The organism is Steroidobacter agaridevorans, from assembly GCF_009932555.1.
Taxonomy (GTDB): domain Bacteria; phylum Pseudomonadota; class Gammaproteobacteria; order Steroidobacterales; family Steroidobacteraceae; genus Steroidobacter; species Steroidobacter agaridevorans.
In genome coordinates this window covers 970,871-983,665 of the sequence record NZ_BLJO01000001.1, presented here as the reverse complement: position 1 = coordinate 983,665, position 12,795 = coordinate 970,871, and the positions used below count along the sequence as shown (strand labels likewise).

11 protein-coding genes are annotated in these 12,795 nt (G+C 61.4%); 10 read left to right on the top strand and 1 reads right to left on the bottom strand.

Annotation, left to right across the window (positions count from 1 at the left end; genetic code table 11):
• The 10 genes from GYH35_RS04330 to GYH35_RS04285 form a co-directional block, all read left to right on the top strand.
• Nucleotides 1-430, top strand: a 430-nt coding sequence (locus GYH35_RS04330) for an NUDIX domain-containing protein (RefSeq protein ID WP_161827728.1), incomplete at its 5' end; no start/stop codon positions are given.
• A gap of 111 nt (nucleotides 431-541) precedes the next feature.
• Entirely contained in the window at nucleotides 542-1,207 is a 666-nt protein-coding gene (locus tag GYH35_RS04325) for a peroxiredoxin (RefSeq protein ID WP_161827727.1), read from the top strand.
• Between the two features lie 273 nt (nucleotides 1,208-1,480).
• On the top strand, nucleotides 1,481-2,878 hold the full coding sequence (locus GYH35_RS04320; RefSeq protein WP_161827979.1) for an aspartate ammonia-lyase: 1,398 nt from the start codon (nucleotides 1,481-1,483) through the stop codon (nucleotides 2,876-2,878).
• A gap of 30 nt (nucleotides 2,879-2,908) precedes the next feature.
• Nucleotides 2,909-3,982, top strand: coding sequence for a type II asparaginase (locus GYH35_RS04315; RefSeq protein ID WP_161827726.1), 1,074 nt, complete (start codon nucleotides 2,909-2,911; stop codon nucleotides 3,980-3,982).
• A 40-nt stretch (nucleotides 3,983-4,022) separates the two neighbouring features.
• Nucleotides 4,023-5,264: an OprO/OprP family phosphate-selective porin gene (locus tag GYH35_RS04310; RefSeq protein WP_161827725.1), complete on the top strand. Its 1,242-nt coding sequence runs from the start codon at nucleotides 4,023-4,025 to the stop codon at nucleotides 5,262-5,264.
• 131 nt (nucleotides 5,265-5,395) lie between these two features.
• Nucleotides 5,396-6,592 (top strand): DcaP family trimeric outer membrane transporter, encoded by a 1,197-nt coding sequence (locus GYH35_RS04305; RefSeq protein ID WP_161814467.1) that lies wholly within the window; start codon nucleotides 5,396-5,398, stop codon nucleotides 6,590-6,592.
• A gap of 1 nt (nucleotide 6,593) precedes the next feature.
• A complete protein-coding gene (glsA, locus tag GYH35_RS04300) occupies nucleotides 6,594-7,634 on the top strand; it encodes a glutaminase A (protein ID WP_161814466.1) in 1,041 nt (346 codons plus the stop codon).
• Nucleotides 7,635-7,667: 33 nt separating this feature from the next.
• Nucleotides 7,668-9,020 (top strand): porin, encoded by a 1,353-nt coding sequence (locus tag GYH35_RS04295; protein ID WP_161814465.1) that lies wholly within the window; start codon nucleotides 7,668-7,670, stop codon nucleotides 9,018-9,020.
• Nucleotides 9,021-9,030: 10 nt separating this feature from the next.
• Entirely contained in the window at nucleotides 9,031-10,077 is a 1,047-nt protein-coding gene (locus GYH35_RS04290; protein WP_161814464.1) for an amidohydrolase family protein, read from the top strand.
• A complete protein-coding gene (locus tag GYH35_RS04285; RefSeq protein WP_161827724.1) occupies nucleotides 10,074-11,630 on the top strand; it encodes a mechanosensitive ion channel family protein in 1,557 nt (518 codons plus the stop codon). Before GYH35_RS04290 ends, GYH35_RS04285 begins: the two co-directional genes overlap by 4 nt.
• Here GYH35_RS04285 and GYH35_RS04280 read toward each other — a convergent pair.
• Nucleotides 11,624-12,667, bottom strand: coding sequence for a DUF481 domain-containing protein (locus tag GYH35_RS04280; RefSeq protein WP_161814462.1), 1,044 nt, complete (start codon nucleotides 12,665-12,667; stop codon nucleotides 11,624-11,626). The two genes, GYH35_RS04285 and GYH35_RS04280, sit on opposite strands and share 7 nt — an antisense overlap.
• Between the last annotated feature and the right edge of the window lie 128 nt (nucleotides 12,668-12,795).

Genomic DNA, 12,795 nt, shown 5'->3' with positions numbered 1-12,795 from the left:
TTATATGACGGCGGACGCGTTGGTCACCACTCAGCAACATGTGTTGTTGATCAAGCGGGGTGGAACGATCGGTCATGGCTTGTGGGCGCTGCCTGGCGGATTCGTCGATCCATGGGAACGTTTCTATCCGGCCGCCGTGCGCGAGCTGGCGGAGGAGACGGGCTACAAGCCGCATGCCGCACAACTGCGCAACGCGCTGAAAGCTTCCGCGATCTTCGATCATCCCGCCCGCTCGCCGCGTGGGCGCATCATCACCAACGCATTTCACTTCGATCTCGAGGGCGCCGAGTTCCCCGACGTCCAGGGCAGCGACGATGCCAAGCTCGCGAAGTGGGTGCCCATCGCGCAGCTGCCATCGCTCGAATCGCAGCTGTTCGAAGACCACGCGTGCATTCTCGATCATTTTCTCGGGCTGTACCCGCCGCCGTGACGCGCCGCAGTTCGGTACGATTCGTCTGACCTCATAACATTTCAGTCGGCGACAGCTCCGGAGCTTCGATCTATAGTTGCCCGTTGTCAGCGGTTGAACGGGAGCAGCACCATGTCATTGAGAATTGGCGACAAGGCGCCGGACTTTCAGGCACAGACCACGAAGGGCGCCATCAAGTTTCACGAATGGCTCGGCGATTCCTGGGGCATTTTGTTTTCGCATCCCAAGGACTTCACGCCGGTGTGCACGACCGAGCTGGGGTACCTCGCGAAGCTCGAGCCGGAGTTTGCGAAGCGCAACACGAAGATCCTGGGATTGTCGGTCGATCCGGTGACGGATCATGAGCGCTGGCTCAGCGACATCAAGGATGTCGGCGGCGCAGCGGTGAATTATCCGCTGATCGGCGATCACGACCTGGCCGTTGCCAAGCTCTACGACATGCTGCCCGCCGACGCGGGCACGACATCGCAAGGGCGCACAGCCGCGACCAACCAAACCGTGCGCACGGTGTATATCGTTGGCCCGGATAAGCTGATCAAGGCGCTTCTTGTTTATCCGATGAGCAGCGGTCGCAATTTCGATGAAGTGTTGCGCCTGCTCGACTCGATGCAGCTCACCGCGGAACACAAGGTTGCGACGCCGGTGAACTGGAAGCACGGTGAGGACGTGATCATCGTGCCATCGGTCTCCGATGAGGAAGCCAAGCAGCGCTTCCCGCAGGGTTGGAAAACCGTAAAGCCGTACCTGCGCGTCGTGCCTCAGCCCGAGAAGCAATAAACTGCTCTGGTCGGCACGCCCTCATGACGTGCCGACTTCTACTAGAACAAAACGGCCGATCTTCGATCTCGCCTGCTGTTGTCCGCGATGCCCTCACTACGCATCGTATCGGCACCGACGCGTTTCATACTGCCGCGTACTCGTCGAGGGGATCACCAGGAAACGCAAATGACGCGGACAGCTCGGTTCACGACGGTCCTGGCGTGTTGTTGCCTGCCATTGAGCTTTGTGGCCGCCGACGCACAGAAGAAATCAGCGCCGCAGGGAACGCGCATGGAGCACGACCTGCTGGGCGACAAGGCGGTGCCGGCGAATGCCTACTACGGCGTGCAGACCGCGCGCGCGCTGGAGAACTTCCAGATCTCCAACGTGCCGATGAATTTCTACCCGGAGTTCGTCGAAGCCTTCGCGATCGTGAAAGTTGCCGCCGCGCGTGCGAACACCAGCGTTGGCGCGATGAAGCCGGATCGGCTCGCCGCCATTGAGAAAGCCTACGAAGCCATCAAGGCGGGCCGTTATCACGATCAGTTTCAGGTCGACTGGTATCAGGGCGGCGCGGGCACGTCGGCGAACATGAACGCCAACGAAGTGATGGCCAACGTCGGCCTGGAGCTCACCGGGCGCAAGAAGGGCGAATACCAGCACCTCGAGCCGCACGACGACTTGAACATGTCGCAGTCGACCAACGACTCGTACCCGACGGCGATCAAAGTGGCTTTTATCCTACGCAACGCCAAGCTGGTCGATGAGCTGCAGAAGCTGGCGCAGTCGTTTCGCACCAAGGGCAACCAGTTCATCGAGATTCCCAAGATGGGGCGCACCGAACTGCAGGACGCGGTGCCGATGACCGTGGGCCAGGAGTTCCATGCGTTCGGCGCGTCGCTGGAAAGCGAGATCGAGCTGCTCAAGGACGCGGAGAAGTATCTGTATCCGGTCAACATGGGCGCGACCGCGATCGGCAGCGGCATCAACGTGCCGAAGGGGTATTCGGAAGCGGTTGCCAAGGAACTGGCCAAGCTCACCGGCAAGCCGATCGTGCCCGCGAGCGATATGTTCGCCGCGACCTGGGATCAGCAGGGATTCGTGGTGTACTCGGGCGCGCTCAAGAGCGTGGCCATCAAGCTCTCCAAGATTTCGAGCGATCTGATCCTGCTGGCATCGGGGCCGCGCGCCGGTCTGGGTGAGATCGATCTGCCCGCAATCCAGCCGGGCTCGTCGATCATGCCCGGCAAGGTCAATCCGGTCATTCCCGAGCTCATCAATGTGATCGCGTTTCGCGTCGTCGGGAACGATGCGGGCGTCGCGATGGCCGCGCATTCGGGCCAATTGCAGCTCAATGCCTACGAGCCGCTGGTAGGACTGGCGGTGATGGAGTCGCAGCACTTGATGTTCAAGGGCGCGGTTGCGTTGCGGACCAAGTGCGTCGACAGCATCACAGTCAACGAACAAGTGCTCAGCCGCTACATGGAGGAGACGGTGGGCATCGTCACCGCGCTGAATCCGGTGATCGGCTACGAGAAGGCGACGGAGCTGGCCAATGAAGCCTATCGCACCGACAAGGGGCTGCTGGAAATCATCCGCGAGAAGAAGGTGCTGACCGAGGAGCAGATCAAGGATCTGCTCGATCCGGTCAAACTGGCGAACCTGGACAAGAGCAAATATCCGCGCTGACTCGACTGCGTCGAGGAAGGAGAAGATGGTATGAATGCGCCTCTCAAATGCTGGGCAGCCGCGCTGTTCGCGTTGTCGCTCAGTTCGGTCGGCTGGTCCGCCTCCGCGGATCAGCAGAAGCCGAAAGTAACGATTCTGGCAACGGGCGGAACCATCGCTGGAGCCGCGGCGACCGGAACGCAATCCGGCTACACGTCGGGCGCCGTCACCATCGATGCGATGCTCGCCGCTGTGCCCGGCATCGACAAGGTCGCGACCGTGAAAGGCGAGCAGGTCGCCAACGTGGGCTCCCAGGATATGTCGTTCGATGTCCTGCTGAAGCTCGCCAAGCGCATCAACGAAATCGCGCCCGGTTCCGATGTCAACGGCATCGTGATCACGCATGGCACGGACACGATGGAAGAGTCGGCCTATTTTCTCAACCTCACTGTAAAGACCGACAAGCCGGTCGTGATGGTCGGCTCGATGCGGCCGTCGACGGCGGTGAGCGCCGACGGTCCGCTCAATTTGTATAACGCCGTGGGAGTCGCCGCCGATCCGAGGGCGAAGGGGCGCGGCGTGATGGTCGTCATGAACGATCAGATTCACGCCGCGCATTCCCTGACGAAGACCAGCACGACGGCCGTGGAAACATTCATGTCGCCGGGACGCGGTCTGATCGGCGTCGCGAGCTATGGCAAGAACGATTTCTACAATTCGCCGACCTGGAAGCACACCTCGCAAAGCGAGTTCGACATCAGCCAGGTCACGAAGCTGCCGCGCGTAGATGTCGTCTTCGCGGACGTCGACATGCCGGCGGACCTGATCGATGCTTCCGTCGCCGCTGGCGCGAAGGGAATCGTCATCGCGGGCGTCGGCAACGGCAACATGAACAAGGCATCGGTCGATGCCGCTGCCAAGGCTGCCAAAAGTGGCGTCGTCGTGGTTCGCAGCAGCCGCGTGCCGACCGGTCTGGTCGGCCGTAACGTCGAGCTCGACGACGACAAGCTCGGTTTCATAGCGTCCTACGAGCTGAATCCACAGAAGGCAAGGGTGCTATTGGCGCTGGCGCTGCTACAAAAGCGCTCGCTTGACGACATCCAGAAACTCTACGACCTCTATTGATAGAGGGAGTATGCGAGTCCGCGCTCGCTGGGCGTCATGCTTGCTTCTGTCGGTCGCGGCCCATGCCGCTGCCGCGGAAGGGCAGGATGAAATATCGGAGCGGTACCGTACTCTCGACGCGGCGGAGGCGGACGACCCCGGCCCCCGCCGCAAGCTCGTCGATTGGAACGAGTATGAAGGCCCTTACTTCACGATGCGTCTGGGGGGCGGCTTTCTCTACGACTACGTCGCCTACTCCCAGGACGACGACAGCAAAGAGCAGATGACATTGCGGCCGACCGGTCAGCTGCGCGACTTTCGTTTGTTGCTGAAAGGGCGATTCCCGACACTGCCGCGGCTGAGTTACACGCTCGGCTACATGTACGACGCCGGCATCGAAGAATGGCGCTTCCGACAGACCGGCCTGATGCTCGACGTACCCGAGCTGGGCGGCAATCTGTTCGTCGGCCGCACCAAGGAAGGCTTCTCGACCAACAAGGCGATGGTCGGCTATCACGGTTGGGCGAACGAACGCTCGGCCGCGAACGATGCCTTTCTGCCGATTCTAGCCGATGGCGTGAAGTGGACCGGTTGGGCGGCGGACGGCCAGTTTGTTTACAACCTCGGCTGGTTCAAGGACACGCGTTCGGAGAACGAGTCGTTCAATCGGAACGACAATCAGTTCGCGGCGCGCGGCGTGTGGTTGCCGTTGGGAAACGGCCAGGAGTCGCCGAAACTGTTACATCTGGCGTTGGAATATCGCTACGGAGAAGCCGACGACGGCGCGTTGCGCTACCGTTCCAAGCCGGAATCGTTTCCCGCGCAGTCGTACGCGATCGATAGCGGCAGCTTCGCTGCTCATCATTCCAATATGTACGGCGTCGAGACGTACTACCGCGACGGGCCATGGACGTTCGGCATGGAGTATTACTTCAACAAGGTCTCGGCGCCGGCGTCGGGCGATCCGCTGTTCCATGGAGGGGAGGTGTTCGCGGCCTGGATTCTGACCGGGGAGACACGTCCCTACAGCGCCCGCGGCGCTTTGTTTCAAGCAGTTTCGCCGTCGAGAACCGTGTTCGAGGGCGGCCCCGGCGCCTGGGAGTTCGTGCTGCGATATTCCTATGCCGATCTGAACGAAGAGTCGATTCGCGGCGGCCGGTTTCGACGCATCACACCAATGGTCAACTGGCATCTTTCCGACCACGTGCGCCTCGAGCTCGCCTATGGCTATGGCGTGCTCGATCGCTTCGGCCTGCAAGGCGCAACGCACTTCTTCCAGACGCGCCTGCAATTGCAGATGTGATCTAGGGCACGCGTCTCTTCACCTAGAGCCAGTGTCGGCACCTCACAGACGCGACTAGTTTGTATCCCGCGTCGCGCGGCGTTCTTGCGCGCAGCCGTGCAATCCACTTTCAGGAGCGATGCGGAGGCGATATGCGAACGTTGCTGCTAGGGGTTACCAGTCTGTTCTGTTCGAGCGTCGCGCTGTCAGCGGAGGACACGAATACGACCATGGACCTGTACGGCTTCGTGATGCTCGATACCGGCTACCAGAGCAAACAGAACGATCCCGACTGGTTCGATGTCGTGCGGCCGACCAAGTTGCCCGCCTTCGAAGATGAATTCGGCGCGGACGGCAACTGGTTCGCCAGCGTGCGCCAGACCCGCTTCGGCGTCAAAACCAGCACGCCGACCGGTCTCGGCGAGTTGAAGACCCAGTTCGAGTTCGAAATGTTCGGCACCGGCGTCGATGCCGGGCAGACCACGATCCGCCTGCGTCACGCCTACGGCGAGCTGGGTCAGTTCGGCGCTGGTCAGACGTGGAGCCCGTTCATGGACATCGACGTGTTCCCCAACTCGGTGGAGTATTGGGGACCGAGCGGCATGGCGTTCTTCCGCAATGTCCAGGTGCGCTGGATGCCGATCAAAGGGGACTACACGCGGCTCACGTTTGCGCTGGAGCGTCCGGGAGCATCCGCCGACCAGGGCGCGTACGCAGACCGCATCGAGCTCGAAAACATCTCGCCGCATTTCCCGTACCCGGACGTGTCCGGGGAATTTCGCATGGGCAATGAGAACTGGGGCTATGTCGAGATCGCCGGCATCGTGCGCTACATCGAATGGGAAGATCAGCTGGCGGATCAGTTCGATCTGGGCGGCGACGAAATGGGCTGGGGAGTGAATCTCAGCTCGAATCTCAAGCTCGGCAACAGCACCCTGCGGCTGGCGGTCGTGTACGGCGAGGGCATTCAGAACTACATGAACGACGCGCCGGCCGACGTCGGCATTCGCAATAACTTCGCGGATCCGCGCCGGCCGATCGTCGGCGAAGTCCTGCCTGTGCTCGGTGTCACGGCCTTCATCGACATCAACTGGAGCGACAGCATGTCGACGTCGATCGGCTACTCCCTGATCGATATCGACAACTCCGACGGCCAGACCGACGACGCGTTCAAGCATGGCGACTACGCGCTGGCGAACATCCTGTTCACTCCAGTGAAGAACTTCATGTTCGGGCCGGAGATCCAGTACGGCCGCCGCGAGAATTTCCGCGACGGCTTCACCTCGGACGATGTGCGTGTGCAGGTCTCGTTCAAATACAGCTTCAGCAAGACTTTGGGAGGAGAGTGACATGGGCCCGCGCAGTCGAAGATTCATCCAGCTGGCGTCGCTTCTCAGCGTATTCGCCCTCTCGCCAGCGATGGCGCAGATCCAGTCCGCCGATCAAGTCCAGTCGGCGCTGAATGCGGTGTACACGAGATACAAGGACATCAAGGAAGGCAAGAATGCCGACTACATTCCGGCGCTGGCGCGCGTCGATCCGAAGATCTACGGCATCGCGCTGGTGACGACCGACGGCAAGGTTCACACCGCCGGCGACGTGAAGTCCGAGGTCTCGATCCAATCGATCTCAAAAGTGTTCACCATGGCGAAGGTCATGGAGCAGCTGGGGCCGGATGCCATTGCCAAGCGCATCGGCGTGGATGCGACCGGCATGCGCTTCAACTCCATCGTTGCGGTCGAGTTCGCGGAGAAGGCGCTCGGCGGGCCAGAGATCAATCCGCTCGTGAATCCCGGCGCGATCACTGCGACCAGCATGGTGCAAGGTAAGACGCGCGACGAGGTCTGGAAGAGCATCCTCGATTTTCATTCGGCGTTCGCGGGTCGTCCGCTCAGCGTCAACAAAGAAGTCTTCGACTCGGAGGCAGCGACCAATCAGCGCAACCAGGCGATCGGTGCATTGATGTATGCGTACGGCTTCATCAAGGAAAAGCCGGAGCAAGCCGTCGACGTTTACACCGAGCAGTGCGCGATCAGCGTCAACGCAAAAGATCTCGCGACCATGGCGGCGACGCTCGCGAACGCCGGCAAGAATCCCGTGACCGGCAAGCAGGTGATGAAGTCGCAGAACGTGCCTGAGGTGCTGGCCGTGATGGCGACCGCTGGGCTCTACGATGACTCCGGCAAGTGGCTATATCACACCGGCCTGCCGGCGAAGAGCGGCGTGGGCGGCGGAATTATCGCTGTTTCGCCCGGCAAGTTCGGTATCGCCGTCGTGTCGCCGCCGCTCGACGAGGCGGGCAACAGCGTACGCGCGCAGAAGGCGATCACGGATGTGTCGAACACGATCGGCGGCAATCCCTATGCGCCGTCGGTCGCCAAGACGAAGTGACATCGAGTCGGTCGGGAGACAGCGAGGGGAAGCATGGGCACGATGCCGTCGCTATGGGTTCGCGTGTGGATCGTGTCGATGGGTTCTTTGCTGCTCCTGGCCGGCACCGCGGTCGCCGAGGAAGCCGAGGTGCCGGCCGAGCCCGGGCACAAGTTGTTCGAACCGGACCCGAGGCTGGCCGATGAGAAACCCACTTGGGGGGCCATCGACACGACCGGTCAGGGCATCGTGTTGTTCGACGATAAGGACATGGGGCAGGTGGCGCTGAGCGCCTACGCGCTGGTGCGTTACATCGATCAACGCCCCGCGGACCAGACGTTCGTCGATCACTTGGGCAACGAGCGGGACGTCGATACGCGCCGGGACATCCAGTTCCATCGCGCGATGATTCATCTGAAGGGCTGGTTCTATACGCCAAAGTTTCGCTACCAGATCACGGTGTGGACCGTGATGTCGACGGATCAGACCACGTTGTACGGATTCCTGGGTTATCAATTCAACAAGTGGTTCAATCTATACGGCGGCATCAACACCCCGGGCGGCTCGCGCTCCGTGATGGGCTCGCATCCGCTGTGGCTCGCGAACGATCGCGTGATGGCCGACGAATTTTTCCGCGGCAGCTTTACCGGGACGTTGTGGGCGAATGGCGAGGTTCTGCCGGGACTCTGGTATCACGTTGCGCTGTCCAACAATCTGAGTCAGCTGGGCATCACCGCCAGCCAGCTCACCCGTGACATGGGCACCGGCTACGGCATGTGGTGGATGCCGACCACGCACGAGTTCGGTCCGCTCGGCTCATACGGCGATTGGGAATGGCACGAGACGCTGGCGACGCGCTTCGGCTTTTCTCACATCCGCAGTCGCGAGAACCGGCAGGAGCTGGAGAACAACAATCCCGAGAACACGCAGGTCAGGCTGGCGGACAGTTTGCTGCTATTCAACACCGGCTCGCTCGCGCCGGGCGTGACGGTGGAGGAGGCGGATTGGGAATCTCTCTCGATCGACGCAGGCATCAAGTACAAGGGCATCTTCCTGCAGGCCGAGTACTACCGCCGCCAGCTCGACAACTTCGTCGCCGACGGCCTGGTGCCGGTCAGAAAAATCGTCGATGACGGGTTCTACGTGCAGGGCGCGTTCTTCCCGATCAAGCAGAAGCTGGAGCTCTACGGCGTCACGTCATGGGTGTTCGGCGACGAGGATGCCGGCTTCGGCGAGTCGCGGGAATACATCATCGGCGCGAATTACTATCCAGCGCGGACGCGCAAGCTGCGCGTGAACGCGCAGATCATCGACGTAAAGAAGTCTCCTGTCAGCAGCACGTTCGGCTTCTATGTCGGCGGTCAAACCGGCACCACCTATTCCGTAGCGGCGTCGTTGCTGTTCTGAGAGGACAACCATGCGTTCACTCGCCGTCATCGCCGCGCTCGCATTCACGGTCGCTGCCGAGGCCGCGCAGTCGAAGTACGATGTCCACGACTCGCACTTTCACCTGACCAACTATGTCCAGGAAGGCACGGACATCCGTGACTTCGTCCGTATCATGGGAGATCGGGTAGGGCGGGTCGCGCTGTTCGGGATTCCGCTGCAGCAGACCTGGTCGCATCGAAATACCGGCGATTTCGCGCCGACCTACTATCTGCAGACCGATTCGCCGCTGTACTACTACTCCTTCACCGACGCCTACATCGCGCAGGCATATCTGTCGTTGCCCGAGAAGGATCGGGCGCGCTTCGATCCCATGATCACGGGCTTCAATCCTGCCGACATGTACGCGGCGGATCACATCAAGCGGGTGCTGAAGACGTTTCCTGGCGTATTCACGGGCATCGGCGAGTTCACGATCCACAAGGAGTTCGTGTCCTCGAAGATCGCGGGCGATGTCGCCAGCCTCACCGATCCGGCGCTGGATCGGATCATGGACTTTGCGGCCGAAGCGGGGCTGGTGGTCATTCTTCACAACGACATCGACATGCCCTATCCACGGGAGGACCAGGAGCCCTACGAGCTGAAGCAGCTGTCGGAGCTGTTCCAGCGCCATCCGAAGACCAGCATCATCTGGGCGCACTGTGGTGTCGGCCGTGTCGTCCGGCCGATCGAGCGTCAGCTGGAGCTGCTGGAGCGCGCGCTCAGTAATCCAGCTTCGTCGCACGTGTCGATCGATATCTCCTGGACCGAGACCGCGAAGTACATCCTGGCGACGCCGGAGACGACCCGGCGCGTCGCTCAGACCATCAATCGATTTCCGGATCGCTTCCTGTTCGGCACCGATGAGGTCGCCCCGAAAGATCAGACGAGCTATCTCAAGATCTACGACATGTATCAGCCGCTGTTCGCTCAGCTCACGCCCGAAGCCAGCGAGAAGCTGCGCAAGGGGAACTACGAACGGCTGTTCGATGAAGCGCGTCGCCGGGTGCGCGCATGGGAGAAGGCAAACGTGAAATGACGCGGACGGTTCTCATCGTTGTCGTGTTGCTCGCCTGCTTCGAAGCATCCGCACAGACAGAGGATGTGAAAGCTGGCGAGCCTGCGGTGCTGTCGCTCTGGAACCGGCCGATCGTGACTTTTCGCGCCACCGTCGACGGCGTACCGCCGGCGCAGCGCGTACACAATTCCCGCGAGCGCATCGATGAGCATCTCGAAGCACACACCGCAGCGCCGGTGACAACACGGGTCACGACGATCGGTGACGTGAAGGGCATTCTGGTGACGATGGGCCCGGACGTTGCGTTCGGACTGGTCGAAGGCGATCTCGACGCCGAGTCGTCGATGTCGCTCCAGCAAGCGGCTGCGCGGGCTGCGCTACGCTTGCAAGAAGCGCTGCAGGCTCATGAGCAGCAACAGCGACCCTTGATTGTGGCGCGAGGCGTGGGCTTGTCTGTGCTGGCGCTACTGGTGTTTGTCGTACTCATCAAACTGATACTGGTGGGGCGCGAGTGGGCGATCCATGCCATCGACCGGCGCTTGCAGCTGCGACACTGGGTGATCGGCGGCGTCGACATTCTGCCCACGATTTCGACCATCGAGCGCGCGACGTTCCGTGTGCTCGCCTGGGTCGGCATCGCCGCCGCTACCTATCTTCTGGTGATCTTCGTCCTGCAAGCGTTCCCTTACACCGAACCGCTGGGCGATCGCCTGGGCACATACCTGCGAGGCAGGCTCGCCGATGCCGGTATCACGGCGGTCAGGGCATCGCCAAACATTCTGGGAATCGTCGCAGTCATTTACATGACACGCACGATTTCGCTCTGGGTCTCCCGTGTGATCGCCGAGGTGGAGCATGGCGTGCGGACCGTGACATGGATCGGTCCGTGGCAGGCACGCGCCACCCGGCGCATCGCGAGCGGCTTGATTTGGGTGCTGGGCCTCGCGGTCGCCTATTCGCTGCTGCCGTGGTCGAACAATCCCATTTTTCAGGGCATGAGCCTGGTCATCGGTCTGGGCGCGTCGCTGGCGTCGGCGGGGCTGGTGAATCAATGGATCAGCGGCGTCGTCGTGCTGTATTCACGCTCGTTCCGAATCGGCGATTACGTGAAGATCGGCAACGTCGAAGGCTACGTCACCGAGATGGGGCCGCTCGCCACCAAGCTCCACACCATACGTCGAGAGGAAATCACGGTGCCGAACGCTGTGATGACCAGCGACAACCTGGTCAACTACTCGAAGCTCGGCGACGAGCAGGGCGCTTTGCTCAGTGTGTCCATTCAGATCGGATATGACGTGCCGTGGCGACGCGTCGAGGCGCTGCTGTTGGAGGCGGCAGCGAAAACCGAGGGCGTACGACGCGATCCGGAGCCGCGGGTGCTGCGTTGGGAGTTGAGCGATTTCTCGGTCTTATATCAATTGCACATCCGACTCGTGAACGCCGAGTATCGGGCCACGGTGCGTTCGGAGCTGAATTCAAACATCCTCGATGCGTTCATGACGGCGCAGGTGCAGATCATGACGCCGCATTTCGAGGGACAACCGGAGAAGCCGGTGCTGCCGGCACTTCAGTAGAACGAGTATCCGAGCGAGGTGGTCAGTCCGTAGTCGGAGTTCTCGGCATTGGCATCGGGCGGCTCGCTGTCGTAGGCATGGTAGAACGACAGGTCCAGATAGAAGTCTTTCACCAGTTCGCGGCGCAAGGACAGATTGAGATTGGTGCGATAGCGGCCGCTGTCGGTGAGGCTCGGGAACAACAGGGCCGCGGAGCTCATGCTTACCGTGGGCGAGTTGAACTTGAAGATGCGCCAGTTGCCGCCGACGATGCCTTCGATGCTTTCCTGAGAATCCTCCGAGCCAGTCGCCCATTCGCGCGTCAACGCGAGGCCCAGCATGCCCGAGAGCTCGGACTTGGAGGTCTGCCGGAAATATTTCCCGTAACCCGCGCCGAGTTGCAGGCGCGCGTCGATGCCGGTCTCCTCATTGCGTTCCAGCAAGCTCAACCCCGAGATGAAACGCTGCTGCCGAAGCAGCCATTGATAGGTGAAGCCGAGCGAGTGCCGGTCGACGGTGCCTTGCTCCGGATCCTTGGTTGAATTGATGTCCGCGCTGACATTCCATCGGAACTCGGGGGCGCGATACGTCGTGTCGAAGCTGCCGGAGACCGTCGAGATTTCGGTGGCCTTGGCGTAGTCGAATCCCACCGAGAAGGAGCCACTCAGACGATTCCAGAAGATCGTCTCGTCCGCGTAGACGCGCTCGATCTCATCGAGCCCGAGCGCGGTCATCGTTCCGTCGTCGCCGCGGACGACAATGCGACGGTCGATGCCGCTCGCGACGAGCGATCCGGAGAAATAACGCCCCCGCAGGTCTTCGACGATGAACTGCTGGGGGCTCTCTGCCCGAGCGATATCGAGCCATTCGATGGTCGCCGTGCCGAGATAGTCGGTCTTGAGACTGAGCTTGCCGAATTGCATGACGACGATCTGGCCGGTGAGCCGATCGCCGTTACGCATGGTAAGCACGTCCGCTTTCTCACGCGCCGCTGCCGCCGTCCAGTACGAGCACAGCACGAGTAAGAGAATGCTTGCAGGAGGCGGGAGTGGCGCCATGCAGGGAAACTTAGTCGGCGCCGCTGCCACCGATGTATCCGCGCGATGGGCACGAGCACGCGGTCAAAGCCGCTTCGGTGCGGCCGCGCAACTCTCGATCTGGTGTTTTGCGGCTGCCCGCCGTACGG